General features: G+C 44.1%; 16 protein-coding genes and 1 other annotated feature. Of the genes, 15 read left to right on the forward strand and 1 reads right to left on the reverse strand.

The features are described from left to right. Positions 1 to 5 precede the first annotated feature (5 nt). The 7 genes from H7968_RS13915 (at position 6) to H7968_RS13945 (ending at position 7,180) form a co-directional block, all read left to right on the forward strand. Positions 6 to 839, forward strand: a complete 834-nt coding sequence (locus H7968_RS13915) for a cytochrome c biogenesis protein (RefSeq protein ID WP_227396717.1) — start codon at positions 6 to 8, stop codon at positions 837 to 839. Positions 840 to 920: 81 nt separating this feature from the next. Further along, positions 921 to 1,850 carry a hydroxymethylbilane synthase gene (gene hemC, locus H7968_RS13920; protein WP_227396718.1) on the forward strand — a complete coding sequence of 310 codons (930 nt, stop codon included), beginning with the start codon at positions 921 to 923 and terminating at the stop codon, positions 1,848 to 1,850. Between the two features lie 3 nt (positions 1,851 to 1,853). Next, complete coding sequence (locus tag H7968_RS13925; RefSeq protein WP_227396719.1) at positions 1,854 to 2,627, forward strand: uroporphyrinogen-III synthase; 774 nt, start codon at positions 1,854 to 1,856, stop codon at positions 2,625 to 2,627. A 16-nt stretch (positions 2,628 to 2,643) separates the two neighbouring features. Further along, the gene (gene hemB / locus H7968_RS13930) at positions 2,644 to 3,624 is read left to right on the forward strand and encodes a porphobilinogen synthase (RefSeq protein ID WP_134376900.1); all 981 of its coding nucleotides are present in this window, start codon (positions 2,644 to 2,646) and stop codon (positions 3,622 to 3,624) included. A 25-nt stretch (positions 3,625 to 3,649) separates the two neighbouring features. Continuing rightward, a complete protein-coding gene (gene hemL / locus H7968_RS13935; RefSeq protein ID WP_227396720.1) occupies positions 3,650 to 4,942 on the forward strand; it encodes a glutamate-1-semialdehyde 2,1-aminomutase in 1,293 nt (430 codons plus the stop codon). A 125-nt stretch (positions 4,943 to 5,067) separates the two neighbouring features. Next, a complete protein-coding gene (locus tag H7968_RS13940) occupies positions 5,068 to 6,120 on the forward strand; it encodes an AbrB family transcriptional regulator (RefSeq protein ID WP_227396721.1) in 1,053 nt (350 codons plus the stop codon). A 70-nt stretch (positions 6,121 to 6,190) separates the two neighbouring features. Further along, positions 6,191 to 7,180 carry a hypothetical protein gene (locus H7968_RS13945; RefSeq protein ID WP_227396722.1) on the forward strand — a complete coding sequence of 330 codons (990 nt, stop codon included), beginning with the start codon at positions 6,191 to 6,193 and terminating at the stop codon, positions 7,178 to 7,180. Here the strand turns inward: H7968_RS13945 and H7968_RS13950 are convergent. Next, positions 7,162 to 7,356 (reverse strand): hypothetical protein, encoded by a 195-nt coding sequence (locus tag H7968_RS13950; RefSeq protein WP_227396723.1) that lies wholly within the window; start codon positions 7,354 to 7,356, stop codon positions 7,162 to 7,164. The two genes, H7968_RS13945 and H7968_RS13950, sit on opposite strands and share 19 nt — an antisense overlap. Before the next feature lie 105 nt (positions 7,357 to 7,461). Beyond that, positions 7,462 to 7,698, forward strand: a binding site (T-box leader). An 83-nt stretch (positions 7,699 to 7,781) separates the two neighbouring features. On the opposite strand from H7968_RS13950, the gene H7968_RS13955 reads away from it, so the two are divergent. From H7968_RS13955 to H7968_RS13990, 8 genes are all read left to right on the forward strand, one after another. Beyond that, entirely contained in the window at positions 7,782 to 10,427 is a 2,646-nt protein-coding gene (locus tag H7968_RS13955; RefSeq protein WP_227396724.1) for a valine--tRNA ligase, read from the forward strand. Positions 10,428 to 10,504: 77 nt separating this feature from the next. Beyond that, positions 10,505 to 11,788: a bifunctional folylpolyglutamate synthase/dihydrofolate synthase gene (locus H7968_RS13960; RefSeq protein ID WP_227396725.1), complete on the forward strand. Its 1,284-nt coding sequence runs from the start codon at positions 10,505 to 10,507 to the stop codon at positions 11,786 to 11,788. A gap of 74 nt (positions 11,789 to 11,862) precedes the next feature. Further along, positions 11,863 to 13,572: a sensor domain-containing diguanylate cyclase gene (locus tag H7968_RS13965; RefSeq protein ID WP_227396726.1), complete on the forward strand. Its 1,710-nt coding sequence runs from the start codon at positions 11,863 to 11,865 to the stop codon at positions 13,570 to 13,572. A 190-nt stretch (positions 13,573 to 13,762) separates the two neighbouring features. Continuing rightward, on the forward strand, positions 13,763 to 15,025 hold the full coding sequence (locus tag H7968_RS13970) for a VanW family protein (RefSeq protein ID WP_227396727.1): 1,263 nt from the start codon (positions 13,763 to 13,765) through the stop codon (positions 15,023 to 15,025). Between the two features lie 16 nt (positions 15,026 to 15,041). Further along, complete coding sequence (locus H7968_RS13975; RefSeq protein ID WP_227396728.1) at positions 15,042 to 16,706, forward strand: GspE/PulE family protein; 1,665 nt, start codon at positions 15,042 to 15,044, stop codon at positions 16,704 to 16,706. Between the two features lie 11 nt (positions 16,707 to 16,717). Further along, positions 16,718 to 17,764: a type IV pilus twitching motility protein PilT gene (locus tag H7968_RS13980; protein ID WP_227396729.1), complete on the forward strand. Its 1,047-nt coding sequence runs from the start codon at positions 16,718 to 16,720 to the stop codon at positions 17,762 to 17,764. Then, complete coding sequence (locus H7968_RS13985) at positions 17,761 to 18,966, forward strand: type II secretion system F family protein (RefSeq protein WP_227396730.1); 1,206 nt, start codon at positions 17,761 to 17,763, stop codon at positions 18,964 to 18,966. Before H7968_RS13980 ends, H7968_RS13985 begins: the two co-directional genes overlap by 4 nt. A gap of 89 nt (positions 18,967 to 19,055) precedes the next feature. Continuing rightward, complete coding sequence (locus H7968_RS13990) at positions 19,056 to 19,448, forward strand: prepilin-type N-terminal cleavage/methylation domain-containing protein (RefSeq protein WP_227396731.1); 393 nt, start codon at positions 19,056 to 19,058, stop codon at positions 19,446 to 19,448. Positions 19,449 to 19,521 lie beyond the last annotated feature (73 nt).

Consider the following 19,521-nt stretch of genomic DNA (forward strand, 5'->3'; position numbering starts at 1 on the left):
TACAGATGTTTGAACTGTCCATGACCCGCCTTCATGAAGTCATGCTCATCCTTTATGCGGTGAGCGTGCTGTTATACTTTATGGATTATCTGCAAAAAGACCAGAAGGCTAACCGTTTAGCCTTCTGGCTTTTAACGATTGTTTGGGTTCTTCAAACAATCTTTTTATTTTTATATATGATGAGAACAGGCAGATTTCCTGTTTTAACCTTATTTGAAGGCATCTATTTTTACGCATGGGTGTTAGTCACACTGTCATTAGCGATTAATCGTGTAATGCGTGTAGACTTCACCGTTTTTTTTGTCAACGTCATCGGCTTTACCTTTATGGCGATCCATACTTTTGCACCGGTTCAGGCATCCACCAATGCGGCGGCTGAGCGTCTGATGTCGGAGCTTTTACTGATTCATATTACGATCGCGATTGTTTCCTACGCAGCATTTTCGGTATCTGTCGTTTTCTCCATTTTATATTTGCTGCAGTACAGATTGCTGAAAAAGAAAAAGTGGGGACAGAAGCTTCAGAGAATTACAGATTTATCAAAGCTTGAAAAAGGCTCAGTGATATTAAACATTATCGGATTCCCGCTCTTACTTTTGAGCCTGATACTTGGGGTTCAGTGGGCGGTCATTTCGCTACCTTATATGATCTGGTATGATGTGAAGATTATCGGGTCGTTCTTACTGCTCGGCATATATGGTGTCTTTTTATACCGGAGATTTGGCAGAGGGGAATCCGGCAGAACGCTTGCCATTTTTAACACGATGGCTTTTCTCTGTCTGATTATTAACTTCCTGCTTGGAAGCAGGTTATCGTCCTTCCATTTCTGGTATTCTTAAAAGGACTTTATTGATTCGTTTACACAGGATATAAGCATAAAAATTTCTTAGTTGAAGATGAACAAAGTGGAGGTTTCTTTCATGCGAAAAATTATTGTAGGTTCCAGAAGAAGTAAGCTGGCCATTACACAGACAAAATGGGTGATTGAGCAGCTTAAACAGCTAGAGCCGGGAACAGAATTTGAAATTAAAGAAATCGTGACAAAAGGAGACCAGATTCAGAATGTCCAGCTTTCAAAGGTAGGCGGGAAAGGTCTTTTTGTAAAAGAAATCGAGCAGGCGATGTATGATCACGAAATTGACATGGCTGTTCACAGTATGAAGGATATGCCTGCTGAGCTTCCCGAAGGATTGGTCATCGGCAGCATTCCTGTGCGTGAGGATGCACGCGATGCGCTGATTTCAAAAAACGGTGAAGCGTTGGCTGAGCTTCCTGCAGGAGCCATTGTGGGAACGAGCAGTCTCCGCCGCAGTGCTCAGATTCTGGCTAAAAGGCCGGATCTGAACATTCAGTGGATCCGTGGCAATATCGATACGCGCCTGAAAAAGCTTGAAACAGAAAACTTTGATGCGATCATTCTCGCAGCAGCGGGCCTTTCGAGAATGGGCTGGTCAAAAGATATCGTTTCTGAGTTTTTATCAACGGAAGATTGTCTGCCTGCGATCGGGCAGGGTGCACTATCGATCGAATGCCGTGAGGATGACGCTGAGCTCCGCACACTTCTGGACCGCTTTACTGATCGTGAAACGTCTGCCACCGTCACAGCTGAACGTGCTTTTCTTCATAAAATGGAAGGTGGCTGTCAGGTGCCGATTGCCGGTTTCGCAGAACTGTCAGGTGATGAAGTTACACTCACTGCACTTGTTGCCTCTCCGGATGGACAGACGGTTTACAAAGAAGTGGTTTCAGGAACGGATCCAATAGAAGTGGGGTTAAGTGCAGCAGCCCTGATGACTGAAAAAGGGGCGAAAAAGCTGATTGATCAGGTAAAAGAAGAACAGGGAGAGTAAACGATGACAGGCTCCCTTTTAAACAGAACCATTCTGCTGACACGTCCGCTTGATCAGGCGAAAAGGGATCAGGTCATGATTGAAGAACTGGGAGGAACTGCGTTGATTCTCCCTATGATCGAAACAAGAGCTTTGCATGACAGTGATGGACAGTCTTTTATTCATCAGCTTGGCACATTTGACTGGGTGATTCTGACCAGCAGGAATGCAGCGAAGTACTTCCTTGACCGGCTGACAGAAGCAGATACTGTATCTGAGTTACGGTTATGTAAAGTAGGAGCAGTTGGTCAAAAAACAGCTGCTTTTCTTTATGATCACGGGATAGAAGCTGACTTTGTTCCGTCGAGCTTCAAGGGTGCTGACTTTATTAAAGAATTTCCGGCTGATGAGGTGAAGGGATTGAACATGCTCTATCCCCAGGGGAATATTGCACGGGGTGAAATTGCTGCTGCTTTTGAGAAGGAAGGGGCAACCTGTAAAGTCTGGACGCTATACGAAACGTTCAAGCCAGACATTGACACAGAAAAGCTGTCGTCCATCACTCAAGTGGATGTTGTCACTTTTGCCAGTCCTTCAGCAGTGAGGCATTTTGTAGAAAGTGCAGAAAAAGCTGGTGCGCCGATTTTAACGCGTATGAAGGAAGGTCGCTGTAAAATTGCTAGTATTGGGCCAACGACATCCGCAGAACTATTCAAAAGAGGTCTGCCTGTACATATGGAACCGGCAGACTATACAATAAAAGCGATGATAGAAAAAATAGCAGCGTGTATGGAATAACAGGAGGTTTTTGATGATGAAGGAACTTCAATTTGATCGTCACAGACGGTTGCGATCTACTGATGGAATGCGTGCAATGGTAAGGGAAACCTGGCTTCGTCCTGAGGATTTCATCTATCCTTTATTTGTTGTAGAGGGCGAAGGAATCAGAAAAGAGGTTCCATCTATGCCGGGTGTGTATCACGTTTCCTTAGATGGTGTAATGGATGAGATTAACCAGCTGACTGAGCTCGGCATTCCTTCCGTTATTTTGTTTGGCGTGCCAAAGGAAAAAGATGCAGTGGGCAGTCAGGCTTATGCTGAAGAGGGGATTGTTCAGCAGGCAACCCGTTTAATTAAAGAGAAGGCACCCGAAATGGTCGTTGTAGCAGATACGTGTCTCTGCCAGTATACAGATCACGGTCACTGCGGCATTGTAGAAGGTGGAAAAGTGCTGAACGATCCAACGCTTGATCTGCTTGCTAAAACGGCTGTCAGTCAGGCGAAAGCGGGAGCGGATATTATTGCCCCTTCCAATATGATGGACGGATTTGTCGCAGCGATTCGTCACGGTCTGGATGAAGCAGGTTTTTATGACGTGCCGATTATGAGTTATGCGGTAAAATATTCATCGAGCTTTTACGGACCGTTCCGTGATGCAGCGCACAGCTCACCACAATTCGGAGACCGTAAAACGTATCAGATGGACCCTGCGAACAGACTCGAAGCATTAAGAGAAGCAGAGTCCGATGTACATGAAGGCGCAGATTTTCTTATTGTAAAACCTGCACTTTCTTATCTGGACATCATGAGAGATGTGAAGGACCGTTTTAACCAGCCGGTCGTTGCCTATAATGTCAGCGGTGAGTATTCCATGATCAAAGCGGCAGCAGCAAACGGATGGATCAATGAAAAAGAAATCATTCTTGAAAAGCTGACGAGCATGAAGCGTGCAGGGGCAGACCTGATTATTACGTATCACGCAAAAGAAGCAGCTGCATGGCTTCAGGAGAAGTAATCTATTCACATAAAGGAGCGGTACTATGCGTTCATATTCGAATTCAAAGGAAGCTTTTGAGACAGCTTCAGCATTAATGCCGGGCGGTGTGAACAGTCCGGTCCGTGCATTTAAATCGGTCAATATGGATCCGATTTTCATGGAAAAAGGTAAAGGGTCAAAAATATACGATATAGATGGCAATGAATATATTGATTATGTGCTGTCATGGGGCCCGTTAATTTTAGGTCACGCAGACGATCACGTAGTCAGTGAAATTCAAAAAACGGCTTTATCCGGTACAAGCTTTGGTGCGCCAAGCTTGTCTGAAAACAAGCTGGCACAGCTCGTTATTGACCGTGTACCTTCCATTGAAAAAGTAAGAATGGTGTCATCGGGTACGGAAGCGACGATGAGTGCACTTCGTCTTGCACGTGGATATACGGGGAGAGATAAAATCGTCAAATTTGAAGGATGCTACCACGGTCACGGTGACAGCCTCCTGATTAAGGCAGGATCCGGTGTTGCGACACTCGGTTTACCTGATTCACCAGGCGTTCCGGCAAGCGTCGCGCAAAACACGATCACGGTTCCGTATAATGATTTCGAATCCATTCAATATGTATTTAAAGAATATGGTCATGAAATTGCAGGGGTCATTGTAGAACCGGTTGCAGGTAATATGGGCGTTGTTCCTCCGGTTGAAGGTTATCTGGAAGAACTGCGCAGCCTCACTGAACAGCACGGCTCACTCCTGATCTTTGATGAAGTCATGACCGGTTTCCGTGTCGGGTTCAATTGTGCCCAGGGTCATCTTGGTGTGACACCGGATCTGACGTGTCTTGGTAAAGTAATCGGCGGAGGACTTCCAGTAGGTGCTTTCGGCGGTAAAAAGGAAATTATGGACCACATTGCTCCGGCAGGACCGATTTATCAGGCAGGTACCCTTTCAGGGAACCCGCTTGCGATGGCTGCAGGTTATGCAACGTTGTCTCAGCTGACAGAAGAAAGCTATGACCATTTTATTAAAGTGGGAGATCAGCTGGAAGAAGGCTTTACAAGACTTGGTGAGCAGTATGGCATTCCGCATTCTGTTAACCGTGCAGGTTCAATGTTAGGTTTCTTCTTTACAAATGAGAAAGTCATTAACTTTGAAACGGCAAAATCATCCGACTTGAATATGTTCGGTGAGTTCTATCGTCTGATGGCGGAAAATGGTGTATTTCTTCCACCTTCCCAGTTTGAAGGCTGGTTCCTGTCCACTGTTCATTCTGATGAAGATGTAGCGAAAACACTTGAGGCAGTAGAAGCAGCATTTAAGCAGCTGTCAACAAAATAAAAAGTGCGAAGAGAGTGAAACCGGCTGCTGGTTTCACTCTCTTTTTTCGTTTTTATACAATTCAGCGGAGCATGCGCATTCAAAAGTAGTTTGATACACTAATAGAATACATAGCAGGAAGCGGGATGAATGACATGAAGGTACGTTTTATTGTAACACTGGTGATCGCTGCGATAGCAGGATGGCTGTTTTCCATATTAAATATCTTTTTACCCTGGCTCCTTGGGCCCTTGATGGTCATGATCATCCTGAAGAACACAGTTTCTTATGAATTTGTCTGGCCGGATATCCTGCGGAGTATCGGGCTTGTTGTGATAGGGATTCAGATGGGTACTTCTTTTACAGCTGAGGCAGTAAAGCTGATGGGGCTCAATCTGCCGCTCATGCTTGTCCTGACATTGCTTGTAACCGGTTTTGCCACGGTATGTGCGTGGTTTTTAGCGAGGCTCACCGGTTATTCATTTGAAACGGCAGTACTTGGCGGTTTTCCGGGAGGACTTTCACAAATGGTGCTGCTGAGTGAGGAGATTAAGGGAGCAGATGTATCAGCGGTTGCTTTTATGCAGACGATCCGGATTCTGATGGTTATTACCGTAGTTCCGTTTCTTGCAACCTACTTTTTCCCCGGTGGTTTATCATCTCAGATGGATTCAACCGTTACGCTCATTCCCCCAATAAGAGACCTGATTATTCTTGGTACAGGAATTACGCTGCTGATCCTTATCATGAAAAAGCTGCATTTTCCCATTCCCTACATGCTCGGACCGCTGCTGGCAGTGACGCTGTTTAATGTTTTTATCGGAAATGAATTTCTTGTACCGGATCCGCTCGTGGCAGCTGCACAGATCATGCTCGGCACTCATTTGGGTCTTCAGATGACCGGCCTCAGAAAGCTGATCTCGGTCAAACCGCTGGCCTATGTTGTGACGATTAACCTGCTGCTCATTACATTTTGTATTTTCCTTGCCTGGGTGATGAATCAGCTGTTTTCTTTTACACTGATTAATACGTTTCTGAGCGCGGCTCCAGGTGGTGTGGCGGAGATGGCGATTACGGCTTATGAGGTCGGTGCGGATGTATCGACTGTGACAAGCTTTCACTTGTTCAGGATCTTTTTTATTTTATTTGCTGCAGCTCCGCTGACAGTTTATCTTCTTAAAAGAAGAAAAGCGTTCTGATAAAATCATCATGATTCCTTTCATTTGAACATAGATTAAAAGGAAATGTTTAAATGAGAAGGAGGATACGATGAACAAAAAAATGTCGTATACGTTGAGTGAGACGATCCGTTTTGATCAAAACCATATTCTGAGTGAGTTAAGGTCCCTTTCTTTTGAACCGAGTGTATCCATTACCGAGCATCAGGATCAGGTACTCGTGGAAGGAACGCTATTACTCGCAGGTGACGGTCTTTTTCAGCAGGGTGAAGACCTGTCCGAGCAGTACCGTTCAGCAGCGCTTGTACAAAAGGTAAAAACAGATGAAAGTAAAATGACATTTGAGCATCATTTTCCGCTTTCGATCTCCATTGCTTCAGAGAGGGTAGCGAATAAGCATGATGTAGAGGTATATATTGAGCATATTGATTATGAAATGCCGGTTGAAGGGATCCTTCATTTAACCGCGGAGCTGGCTGTTGAAGGGGTAGCTGAAAAAAAGGAAGTGCCGAAAAAAGAAGAAGCTGCCGAGGTGAGGGTGCTGCCAAACCCTTTAAATGACTGGAATGGGGAGCAGCCAAAAGCCCGTACAGAAGTGAAGCCTGAAGAGCAGGAGGCAGTAGTGCTTGAAGAATCAGCACAGGCAGAAGCTGAGCCTGAAGTGCAGGAAGTTGAACAGAGTGACTTTCAGGAAGAGCCTGTGTCGAATGATGAGGAAGAGCTGATAGAAGAAATCGTGGAAGAAGTTTTAGCTGAAGCTGAAGTTGAAGAAGCGCTGGCACTCATTGCTGAGGAAGTCAGAGAGGCTGAGGTTGTGGCTGAAGTCGAAGATGAAAAGGGAACAGCTGAAATAGATGAGCAGGAGGACAGTGCATTTTCAAGATTTATTCATACGCTTGAGGATCAGCAGGCCCAAATTAAAATACATATCGCTCAGCAGGATGAAACACTTGAAATGGTCGCTGAACGATATGGTGTCACGCTGATTCAGCTCATGAAGACGAATCAGTTTGAGTCCAGAAGACCGTTTAATCGCGGGGAGCTGATCTGGGTGCCTCCCGTTCAGACCCATTCAAAGTAAAGCACACAGGCGACTCCTGCTAAAAACGCCAGCAGCAGCACATCAAAAGTCGTTGGCAGGAGAATAAGTCTTACACTCTGAAATACACAGAGCGGGATGATAAACACCTGGCATGTATCCCGGCATTTTCTCCACCAGGGTGGCTTTGGTTTTGGAAACAGACGCTTTTTTCCCATTGTATCGATCCTTTCAGGTCATTCATTTATCGTATGATGAGAGAGGGAATTTTGCGATTTTATTTGACTACATGATTAAAAATCGATTATAGTATGATATATATAAATGATGCATTGACCGGGAAGAGTAAGCGGCCCATCGTTCTTCAGAGAAGAAATTCATTTGGTGAGAGAATTTCCAGATCAGACCCCGCCGAAGTCGCCCGTTAGCAGCCTTGATGAAATGACCGACATCGTCAGATTAGTTACAGGCCGGTTTGAAGCCGTTATTGTAATGAAGTGCACAGGCAGAAGTCTGTGTAAAAAGGTGGTACCGCGAATACAAATCCCTTCGTCCTTTTATGACGAGAGGGATTTTTTTGTTTTTCCGGAATTCCTGTAAATGATGATGTTTACACAATTCAACTGAACTGGGAGGAAGCAATATGACAATGAATGAGACAACGATGCCAACGAAATATGATCCGAAGGCAATAGAAGAGGGCCGTTATGAATGGTGGCTGAAAGAAAAAGTATTTGAGGCAAAGAGTGAGGCTGATAAAACGCCTTACACGATCGTCATTCCGCCGCCGAATGTAACAGGGAAGCTTCACCTTGGACATGCATGGGATACAGCGCTTCAGGATATTTTAACGCGTATGAAGCGGATGCAGGGATACGATGTTCTATGGCTTCCGGGAATGGACCACGCAGGGATTGCCACTCAGGCGAAAGTGGAGCAGAAGCTGCGTGAACAGGGAACAACGCGCTACGATCTTGGGCGTGAAAAATTCCTTGAAGAATCATGGAAGTGGAAGGATGAATATGCGGGTCATATTCGCGAGCAGTGGTCGAAGCTGGGACTTGGGCTCGATTATTCACGTGAACGTTTTACGCTTGACGAAGGCTTATCAAAAGCGGTTCAGAAAGTGTTTGTGAACCTTTATGAAAAAGGGCTGATCTACCGCGGTGAGTATATTATTAACTGGGATCCTGCGACTAAAACAGCGCTATCTGACATCGAGGTTATTCATAAAGATGTACAGGGTGCATTCTATCACATGCGCTATCCTTTAACGGACGGCAGCGGTTCGATTGAGATTGCGACAACCCGTCCTGAAACGATGCTTGGTGATACTGCGGTTGCGGTACACCCGGATGATGAGCGCTACCAGCACTTAATCGGAAAAACAGTTACGCTTCCAATCGTCGGCCGTGACATTCCGATTGTCGCTGATGACTATGTGGATATGGAATTTGGATCAGGAGCAGTAAAAATCACCCCTGCGCATGATCCAAATGACTTTGAAATCGGGAACCGTCATGATCTTGAACGTGTTCTGGTCATGAACGAAGATGGCAGCATGAATGACAATGCCGGAAAGTATAAAGGCATGGACCGTTTTGAATGCCGCAAGCAGATCGTCAAGGATCTTCAGGAATCTGGCGTTCTGTTTGACATTGAAGATCACCTTCACTCTGTTGGTCACTCGGAACGAAGCGGAGCGGTTGTTGAACCGTACCTTTCAACGCAGTGGTTTGTTAAGATGGAGCCGCTTGCCAAGCAGGCGATTGAGCTGCAAAATCAGGAGGATAAAGTAAACTTTGTTCCTTCACGATTTGAAAATACGTATTTGCGCTGGATGGAAAATATCCGTGACTGGTGTATTTCACGTCAGCTCTGGTGGGGGCACCGCATTCCTGCCTGGTACCATAAAGAAACGGGTGAGATTCACGTAGGGGAAGAAGCACCGGCGGACCCTGAGAACTGGGAGCAGGACAACGATGTGCTCGATACGTGGTTCTCATCTGCGCTGTGGCCGTTTTCAACAATGGGCTGGCCGGATGAAGAGGCAGCGGATTACAAACGCTACTATCCAACATCAGCTCTTGTAACCGGCTATGATATTATCGCGTTCTGGGTATCCCGCATGATTTTCCAGGGAATTGAATTTACAGGAGGCCGTCCATTTAAGGATGTACTGATTCACGGGCTTGTCCGGGATGAGGAAGGACGCAAAATGTCCAAGTCGCTCGGCAATGGAGTGGATCCGATGGATGTGATTGCTGATTACGGTGCAGATTCGCTTCGTTACGTACTGACAACCGGTTCATCACCTGGTCAGGATCTGCGATTCTCAATGGATAAGGTGGAGTCGATCTGGAACTTTGCCAATAAGATCTGGAATGCATCACGCTTCGCCCTGATGAATATGGACGGGCTGAAATTTGAAGAAATCGATCTTACCGGTGAGAAATCAGTGGCGGATAAATGGATTCTGACCCGTCTGAACGATACGATTGAAAATGTAACGAGTCTTGCTGACCGCTATGAATTCGGGGAAGTCGGACGTACGCTGTACAACTTTATCTGGGATGACTTCTGCAGCTGGTATATTGAAATGGCGAAGCTTCCATTAAACGGTGAAAATGAAGAGGCGAAGAAAACAACACGTTCCATCCTTGCTTACGTGCTGGACCAGACGATGAGATTGCTTCACCCATTCATGCCGTTTATCACAGAGGAAATCTGGCAGAACCTTCCTCACGAAGGGAAGTCCATTACAGAGGCTGCATGGCCGACGGTGAACGAACAGTTTACAGACCGTGCTGCTGAAGAAGAGATGAAGCTGCTGATTGACATTATCCGTTCCGTACGTAACATCAGAGCGGAAGTAAATACACCAATGAGTAATCCGATTCAGCTGATGATCCGTACGACTTCTGAAGAAACAACGGATAGACTGAAGAAAAATGAAGCTTATTTAGAACGCTTCTGTCATCCGGAAAATCTTCAGATCGGTACTGATATTCAATCACCGGACAAGGCGATGACGGCCGTTGTAACCGGGGCTGAACTGTTCCTTCCACTCGAAGGGCTGATCAATCTGGACGAAGAAATTGCCCGTCTGGAAAAGGAGCTTGATAAGTGGACAAAAGAAGTGGAACGTGTTGAGAAGAAGCTCAGCAACGAGCGCTTTGTCAGCAAAGCACCGGAAGCTGTCGTAAACGAAGAGCGTGAAAAACAAAAAGACTACATGTCTAAACAGGAAGCGGTCAAAACACGTATTGCAGAACTGAAAAATAACTGATTCTAAAGAGGGACGGACTGATTTGATGTCTGTCCCTTTTCCTGTAAAATTCAATGAATGTGAAAGGGAGACATAAGATGATCACATCCTATGAGGAAGCAATCAACTGGATCCACGGACGGCTCCGCCTTGGTGTTAAGCCCGGTTTATCAAGAATGGAATGGATGATGGAACGGCTCGGAAATCCTGAGGAAAAAATTAAAGCCGTACATATTGGAGGAACGAATGGAAAGGGATCAACCGTGACCTTTTTAAGAAATATCCTGCAGGCTTCAGGAAAAACAGTCGGCACCTTCACCTCACCTTATTTCGAAGTATTCAATGAGCGTATTGCGGTGAATGGAGAACCGGTAAGTGATGAGGAGTGGTTCAGCCTGACGCAGGACATTAAACGGCTTGCAGATGAACTGGAGGAAACGGAACTCGGCGGGCCAACAGAATTTGAAGTCATTACAGCCATGATGTTTCATTACTTCGGCAATATCCGCGCGGTTGATTTCGTCTTAATTGAAGTCGGCCTTGGCGGAAGACTTGATTCAACGAATATCGTTGTTCCGCTATGTACATGCATTACATCAATCGGCCTTGATCATACAGCGATTCTCGGTGACACGTATGAGGAAATTGCTTTTGAAAAAGCGGGCATTATTAAGGAATCGGTACCGCTTATTTACTGCGTTAAGCATGCAGGTGCCAAACAAGTGATCAAAGAAACAGCTGAATCAAAACATGCAGCCGCTTATGAAGTCGGTGTTGATCCTGTTGTGACCCCTTTAGACCATGGAGGTCACGGTGAGTCATTCCTTTATCAGGATTCCATCCAATTGACAACGAGAATGAACGGACTTCATCAGATTGAAAATGCAGCGATTGCCATTAAGGCAGCCGAGCTTGTATCAGGAACGGATTTATCCAATGAGGCTATCCAAAAAGGCGTCATGGACGCTTATTGGCCTGGAAGAATGGAAACGCTCAGCACCAGACCACTCGTGATCATGGATGGCGCACATAATCCGGAGGGTATTGAGTCTTTGATTGCCACGGTCAAAAGAAAATATAACGATAAAAAAGTACATCTTCTTTTCGCAGCAGTATCGGATAAAGATACGACCGGTATGATTCAACAGCTGGATAAGCTGGCAGATGAAATATCTTTTACAACCTTTGATTTTCCAAGAGCGGCCAAGGCTGAAGTTTTATATGAAAAGAGTACGCATCTTAATAAACGGATTGTCACAGCTGATAGATGGATAAGTGAAATGAAGACCAAAGAAGATCACTTATATCTACTCACCGGGTCACTCTATTTTCTTTCGTCGGTTTATCACGAAATCAAGAAAATTCAAACTAGTGAAAATTAACGTGACGGAAGTCTCTTTTTTTGGTAATATCATTATATTGTGACTATTATCATATAAAAGCGGGGTGATATAAGATGAAAGATGTATCTGTAAAAGTTAAATGGGTATTATGGATTATGTGGAGTGTGATATTTCCCGCGGGTCTTTATTTAGCCTATCAGATCGATCCGATTGAACGTTTTGACTGGCAGATCGTTCTCAGTCTGATTGTCCTGGCTGTTATTTCTGCATATTTCCCGTTTAAAGTTGATAACTCGACCATCTTCATCATTCACTGGATCAACCTTGCCGCTTTTTTAATGTACGGACTGCTATATGAAATCATATTAATGCAATTAGTGTTAATTCCGCTCCTGATCCGTTCTAAAATGACCTGGCAGACAGTTCACCGGGTTGCATTAAATTCAACGATGTTTATGATCATCAGCCTGATTGCCGGATTGGTTTTCTACTCAACCGGTGTAACGCCTGATGATCCTGTGATGGCTGTCACTGCAGTATCAGCAGTTTATATTTTTATTCATATTTTTGTTAATCATATTTATCTTTTTTCATTCCAGTGGTTCATAGGTAACCGTTATTCATTCTGGAGCTACGACACAAAGCTTGATTATATAGCCACAATGCTCAGTATGCCATTTGGGCTAGCTTATTTTTATTTATTAATCTCTATCGGTGCAGGAGCTACTTTTCTTTTAGGCATTCCTTTCTTGGCAATATCCATCATCCTCAGACTTTATAACAATTCAGAAAAGGTCAATATGGATTTGGCAAAATCAGCTCAAATCGGTCATCAGCTGGCTGAAAGATTGAAAGTAAATGAAGTACTCGATTTGTTTGCGAATAAGCTGTCTGATCTGATGCCTATTGATTATTTGTACATTCTGGATGTTGAGACACAGAATAATCAGCTTGTTCTCCTGAGAAGAATGGAAAATGGCAAAATTGAATCGAACAACCTGTCACCTGTCCGCCGTGGAGAAGGGATTGCAGGAAAGGTATGGGAGTCGGAAAAAGCGAAACTTTACAGTAAAAAAAGTGAATGGAACGAAGAAGTGGAAGGGTATATCCCTTCGGACATTGAAAGTATTATTTGTGTGCCGATCCAGAGAAATAAAAAAACAGTTGCTGTTCTGATGGCGGCTTCAAAAAAGAAAAATGCCTTTGGATCACATTTAATCGCAATACTTGAAATTCTATGTTCCTATCTTGCTGTAGCGATCCAAAATGCAAGGAATCATCAGCGAACAGTCAAGCAGAGTGAGCGCTGTGCATTAACTGGACTGTACAATTTCCGTTATTTCGATGAAAAACTGAATGAAGAATTCGAAGCTTTACAGCGCGGAAAACTGAATGTACTCTCACTCATTTTGCTCGATATTGATCATTTTAAGAGTATCAATGATACGTATGGGCATCAGAGTGGAAATGATCTGCTGCTTGAGCTTGCGAATATGCTTGTTGAGATTGCCGGTGAAATGGGTATCATTGCCCGTTACGGAGGTGAGGAATTCGTCATTCTGCTAAGTGATATCTCCAAAGAAGAAGCAAAAATGATCAGCGAAAAAATCAGGAGAGAAGTTGAAAATAAGGTTTTTGAAATCAGGCATGACCTAAGTAAGAAACGGGAAAAACTGAATGTGAAATTCACCGTCAGCATCGGTGTTTCCTCTGCTCCCGGGGATACTGATTCAGCGAAGTCGCTTTTAAGAAATGCTGATCGTGCGTTATATATTGGAGCAAAACAAAAAGGACGAAATAAAGTGGCAACTTATTCAAAATGAGCATTCAATCAACGAGTGCTCATTTTTGTGTATATAGAACTAAACATCTACTGTTGTTCGTTCTTTCATCACAGGATATACTAGTACCATAGTTAAATGTCTTTACATGTATTTTTTTCCAAAAATGAGCATGCAGACACATTTTATTAATTTATCATTTGTTTAATGCAGAAGAATTGTGGGTGAAAAAATGAATGGGTTAAAAATATCTATAACAATCGCCACTGCAGTTACACTCGTCACTATTTTTGTGATGTATCTTTATTACCCTGCAACCTACTCTAAGGCAACTATCTCCTCCTTTTCATTAACAAAAGGATCCTATGACGAAATGAAGGATAATTTAACCAATCAGATAGCAGATTGGAAAAACAGCGGAGATATTACTGTTACATATGAAAATGGATCATTTGCCGTACCGCGTTCATCATTTGAATTTAATTTAAGTGAAAGCTTTCAGACTATGAAAAACAGTTCAGAGACTCCCTGGTATGCGTTCTGGGACAGAAACGATGATGTGACTTTTCCGCTAACTGTTGAACTGGGTGACCTGCAAGCTCTTCAGGAATACGATCAGGTGATTGATGTAGATGTGACTGCCGGGATATTAAAGGAACACGCTTCCCGTCTGTCTTATGAAAATATAACGGCGGTATCAGCAGACGATGCTAATCAGCTCGGGGTTATTTCGTTTTTTTCTTTCAATACGCCTGATGCAAGGAAAGTAGCTGACATCATTCAGTCATTTGAAATAAGCGGTAAAACAACTTTTTCTTTTAATGAAACCTTTTCATCAGCTGATGATCAGTCGCTGCAGGTTGCAGCGTCCTCACTGTATCAGGCTTTTCTAATGACGGATGCTGCAATTCTGGAGCGTCATACTATGTCAGAGCCGCCTGATTTTATTAAGGCCGGTATGGAAGCCTGGGTCTCATCTCAGATGAATCGGGACCTGAAGGTTTATCATCCTTTTTCCTTCCCAATGATCGTAAAAGCTGACGCAGCAGGTGATCAGCTTGAGATTCAGATCAGTATGGTCGGAGGCACTCAAAAATATCAGGTTGAAACAACACACAAACAATTTATTGAGCCACGAGTCATTCAGCGCTACAACCCTCTTTTGAAGCCCGGACAAAAAGTGGAAATCAGTTCAGGGAAAGAGGGGTTCCAATCTGAAACGATGCGTTACAGTCTGATATCAGGGATTGATCCTGAAGTCATAACTACAAGTTTTTATCCACCTGTACCTGCTATTACTGAGGTTTCACCTGAACAGGCTATTCAGACGTCCGAAACACCTGTTAACGCTGCACCTGCACAGGGCACAGTCAATGCAAGCCCGTCAACAGGAGAAACGCAGTCAGGTCCGGAAGCAGGTGAGGGTACAGCAGCTTCCCCGGCGGAACCTGATGAAGAAAAGGTCACAGTTAAACAACAGGATCCTCCTAAATAGGAAAGGTTGAGTAGTAATGAGTATGGTAAATCGAAAGCGGCTTGGTGATCTTCTCACCGAGTCAGGAATGGTCACAGTTGAAGAAGTGAACAGAGCACTAAATGAAAAGTCACAGAACGAAAAGCTCGGTGACTGGCTGATTAAAGAAAGCATTATTACGGAACGGCAACTGATCGAGGTCCTTGAATTTCAGCTTGGTATTCCACATGTTGAATTAAACAGATACAAAATCGATGTTGATTTAATCCAGCTTATCCCGTCCGAACTGGCCAAGGAAAACCTGATTATCCCATTAAAAAAGGAAAGAAATAAACTTTTTGTCGCAATGGCCGACCCGATGGATTATTTCGCCATAGAAGAATTGAGAATGGCAACGGGCTGTCAGATTGAACCGAGTATTGCGGCAAAAGACGATCTGAACCGTTATGTGGTGAAATTTTATGATATCCAGAACTCAATGAATGAAGCACTCATGGACCTGGCTATGAATGAAAATGAATCAGAAGCCGATTTGACAAATCTTGATTCCCCGATCGTCCGGCTTGTCAATCAGATCATTGCAGGAGCAGCGGCTCAGCATTCAAGTGATATCCATTTTGATCCGCATGAAGATGAAGTGCTTGTCAGGTACAGAGTGGACGGCATGATGCAAACCGAACGATCCCTTCCGAAGCATATGCAGAATATTGTGATTGCAAGGTTGAAAATCATGGGGGGGCTGAACATTACAGAAAGCCGTATTCCTCAGGATGGAAGAATCAAATCAGTGATCAATGACCATACGATTGATATCCGGATTTCTTCCCTTCCGACGATTTATGGTGAAAAAATCGTACTGAGAATTCATGACCTGAATAATGCCCTTACCGACCTGTCCAAACTTGATTTCACTGACGAAAATTACGGTCTTTTTCTGAATATGATATCAAAGCCAAATGGAATCGTATTAATTACAGGTCCTACCGGGTCCGGTAAGTCTTCCACACTTTATTCCGCCCTTCATCATTTAAACGAAGAATCGGTTAATATTCTGACCGTGGAAGATCCGGTTGAGTATCAATTGAAGGGTATTAATCAAATTCAGGTGAATGAAGAGATCGGATTTACGTTTGCTTCCGGTTTGAGGAGTATACTCCGCCAAGATCCTGATATCGTCATGTTAGGAGAAATCCGTGACCAGGAAACAGCTGAGATTGCGATCAGAGCCTCACTTACAGGACATCTTGTGTTAAGTACACTGCACACGAACAGTTCGATTGAAACCGTTACCCGATTAATTGATATGGGCATTCAGCCGTTTCTGCTGTCCTCCTCACTAAGTGGAATTGTGGCTCAAAGGCTTGTGCGTAAAATCTGCCGTGACTGCAAAGAAGGTTATGTGCCGGATGAAAGAGAAAAAGCCCTTTTTGCAAAAGAAGGCGTGCACTACATTGAGCTATTCAGAGGAAAAGGGTGTTCGTCCTGTAACGGAACAGGCTATAAAGGGCGGATGGCGATTCATGAGGTGCTTGAAGTGGATGATCAACTGAAGGATCTGATCACTAAAAAAGCGGGTTCGACCGCTATTAAAGCACATGCAGAACGTAAAAATACGCCCTTTCTTGTTAAAGACGGTCTGCAGAAAGCAGCCGACGGATTAACGACATTGAAGGAAGTTCTCCGTGTCACAACATTATCGTAGGGTGGGTTAACATGAGTCACTATGAAATCGATGATCTACTGATCAAGGCATATAATCTTAAAGCTTCAGACCTGCATTTAACTGTGGCATCGCCTCCGATCTGCCGGTCAAACGGAGGTTTAAAGCCGCTCGGGGAAGCTACATTTATACCCGGAGATCTTCAGATTATAGCAAAACAGATGATCCCGGAGCACAGATATGAAGAATTTCTCCAAAAAGGTGAAATTGATTTCAGCTACAGTATCCAGAACGTATCAAGGTTCAGAGTGAATGTATATAAGCAGCGAAACTCTATTGCTATTGCGATCCGCATCATTACCAATATGATTCCGGATTTTACCGAATTGAAACTGCCGCCTGTGATCAGAGAGTTATGTACAAAACCGCAGGGGCTCATTCTCGTAACCGGCCCGACCGGATCCGGAAAATCCACGACGCTCGCCGCGATGATTGATTTCATCAATAAGCATCAGTCAAAGCATATTATTACGCTTGAAGATCCGATTGAGTATTTACATAACCACCAGCAATCAATGGTTAATCAGCGTGAAGTGGGGCTTGACACACACACATTTGCCAACGGACTGCGGTCTGCGCTGCGTCAGGACCCTGACATCATTCTCGTAGGGGAAATGAGAGACCTTGAGACAATTTCCACGGCGATTACAGCTGCTGAAACCGGGCACCTCGTTCTCGCCACTCTGCATACGAGCGGAGCAGCTCAGACGATAGACCGGATTATTGATGTGTTTGAACCTCACCAGCAGGGTCAGATCCGCACTCAGCTTGCCTCTGTTCTTCAGGCGGTCATTTCACAAAGGCTTTTTCCAAGTGCACGTGGAGACGGCAGGATAGCAGGGATTGAAGTGTTGATCAACCTTCCTTCCGTTGCAAACCTGATACGGAGTGAAAAAACCCACCAGATCGCAAATGTCATTCAGACTGGACGGTCTCATGGCATGCAGTCGATGACAATGGCCATCCAGCAGCTTGTTCAATCCGGACAGGTTGATTATAAAGAAGTGCAGGCTTTCCTGACCGCAGGTGATTACACATGACGGTATATAAATATACCGGACGTACCTCAAAAGGTGTGCTGAAAAAAGGAACGATTGATTCAATCAGTGAACAGGACGCAAAAATTAAGCTGAGAGAACAGGGGATCAACGCCAGGGAAATAAAGCCTTCCAACAGTATTTTGCACAAGGAGATCTATCTGATTCCGCCGGTCAGTCAGAAGGATTTTGTTCTTTTCTGCCGGCAGTTTGCAACGCTGATCAAGGCAGGGATTTCGATTGTTGAATCAACCGGAATCCTGGCCAATCAGGTCTCAGGAAAAGTGCTAAAAAAAACGTTGTGGCTCGTAAAGGATGAAATACAGTCCGGCACTCCTTTTTCAATGGCTGTTGCCAAATATCCAAAAGTGTTCCCTCCGATTTTTATCAACCTTATCCGGGCTGGAGAGGCAACAGGGCGCATGGATGAAACGCTTGAACGGCTGGCGTCCTATTTTGAAAAACAATACACGTTAAAGAAAAAAGTTCAGTCAGCCCTCGCCTATCCGGTTCTGTTATCTATTCTGACGGTCGGGGTTGTCATTTTCCTCATGACCACAATTGTTCCGAGATTCACCGTCATGTTTGAACAGGCAGGGAGTGAACTGCCTGCTATAACAGCTTTTATATTATCGATCAGTGAGTTTATTCAATCGTTCTGGTGGCTCTTGGTCATCATTCTGGTCGTGGTTGTCGGAGGTTCTGTCTATTTGTATCAGTCCAATCCATCTGTAAGATATTATGTCTCAGCTTTTATCATCCGTATTCCGCTGTTTGGACCGCTTTTACAAAAAGCACTTATAGCAAGAATGGCAAGAACATTATCATCACTGTTTTCAAGCTCTGTCCCCATCTTACAGGCAATTTCCATTGTGCAAAGGGTCGTCAACAATCCGCCAATGGAAAAGGTGTTAGCAGAAGCCCGTACGAATCTTGAATCCGGCGGAAGGCTTTCAGAGCCCTTTGAAAAAAGCTGGCTGTTTCCACCTCTCGTTCATCAGATGACTGCAATCGGTGAAAAAACAGGGTCACTTGATTTTATGCTTGAAAACATCGCTTCTTTTTACGAAGCAGAAGTAGACAGAAGTGTTGACACGCTTAAAACGCTCATTGAGCCAATCATGATCGTGATCCTGGCAGCAGTGGTCGGAACCATCGTGCTCGCCATCATGATACCGCTATTCAGCTTATACAATCAGATCTGATCTGAATCTCATTTTAAGGAGGTGAACCTGCTTTTCAAGGTCAACGGGATTTACTCTATGAATCTTTTAAAAATGTTGGAGGGGAAATTATGAGAAAAATGTTTAAAACAATTAAAAACCAAAAAGGACTTACACTGGTCGAGCTGCTTGCAGTACTCGTCATTCTAGCCATCATCGCAGCCATTGCCGTACCAATTATTACAGGAATCATTGACGATTCACAAGAACGAGCAGACGCAGCAGAAGCACTAAACGTTATTCAGGCAGCAAAACTGGCTGAAAGTGCAGGCGGGTTGGATTGTGCTGCTACGGTTTCTCCTGCTGAATGTACATCGGCAGCACTTACAGCTTATATTGATGGAGTTACATTTACATCGGTTACATTTGACGCAAACGGATTATATACAATCAATGATTATGAAGATTCAAATAATGTTTTACAAGATTATGATGAAGATGAAATAGCTGCAATCTTAGACTGATTTTAAAACACTTAATAGTAGTATGAGTATTATAGAATTTAATTCTTTGAGGTCAATGCTTTAAAGTGCCGGG

The organism is Jeotgalibacillus aurantiacus (assembly GCF_020595125.1).
Taxonomy (GTDB): domain Bacteria; phylum Bacillota; class Bacilli; order Bacillales; family Jeotgalibacillaceae; genus Jeotgalibacillus; species Jeotgalibacillus aurantiacus.

Bases quoted from the DNA above. Each gene is read 5' to 3' on its own strand.
- H7968_RS13915 (WP_227396717.1), top strand. From the start codon at position 6: ATGTTTGAACTGTCCATGACCCGCCTTCATGAAGTCATGCTCATCCTT.
- hemC (WP_227396718.1), top strand. From the start codon at position 921: ATGCGAAAAATTATTGTAGGTTCCAGAAGAAGTAAGCTGGCCATTACA.
- H7968_RS13925 (WP_227396719.1), top strand. From the start codon at position 1,854: ATGACAGGCTCCCTTTTAAACAGAACCATTCTGCTGACACGTCCGCTT.
- hemB (WP_134376900.1), top strand. From the start codon at position 2,644: ATGAAGGAACTTCAATTTGATCGTCACAGACGGTTGCGATCTACTGAT.
- hemL (WP_227396720.1), top strand. From the start codon at position 3,650: ATGCGTTCATATTCGAATTCAAAGGAAGCTTTTGAGACAGCTTCAGCA.
- H7968_RS13940 (WP_227396721.1), top strand. From the start codon at position 5,068: ATGAATGACATGAAGGTACGTTTTATTGTAACACTGGTGATCGCTGCG.
- H7968_RS13945 (WP_227396722.1), top strand. From the start codon at position 6,191: ATGAACAAAAAAATGTCGTATACGTTGAGTGAGACGATCCGTTTTGAT.
- H7968_RS13950 (WP_227396723.1), bottom strand. From the start codon at position 7,356: ATGGGAAAAAAGCGTCTGTTTCCAAAACCAAAGCCACCCTGGTGGAGA.
- H7968_RS13955 (WP_227396724.1), top strand. From the start codon at position 7,782: ATGACAATGAATGAGACAACGATGCCAACGAAATATGATCCGAAGGCA.
- H7968_RS13960 (WP_227396725.1), top strand. From the start codon at position 10,505: ATGATCACATCCTATGAGGAAGCAATCAACTGGATCCACGGACGGCTC.
- H7968_RS13965 (WP_227396726.1), top strand. From the start codon at position 11,863: ATGAAAGATGTATCTGTAAAAGTTAAATGGGTATTATGGATTATGTGG.
- H7968_RS13970 (WP_227396727.1), top strand. From the start codon at position 13,763: ATGAATGGGTTAAAAATATCTATAACAATCGCCACTGCAGTTACACTC.
- H7968_RS13975 (WP_227396728.1), top strand. From the start codon at position 15,042: ATGAGTATGGTAAATCGAAAGCGGCTTGGTGATCTTCTCACCGAGTCA.
- H7968_RS13980 (WP_227396729.1), top strand. From the start codon at position 16,718: ATGAGTCACTATGAAATCGATGATCTACTGATCAAGGCATATAATCTT.
- H7968_RS13985 (WP_227396730.1), top strand. From the start codon at position 17,761: ATGACGGTATATAAATATACCGGACGTACCTCAAAAGGTGTGCTGAAA.
- H7968_RS13990 (WP_227396731.1), top strand. From the start codon at position 19,056: ATGAGAAAAATGTTTAAAACAATTAAAAACCAAAAAGGACTTACACTG.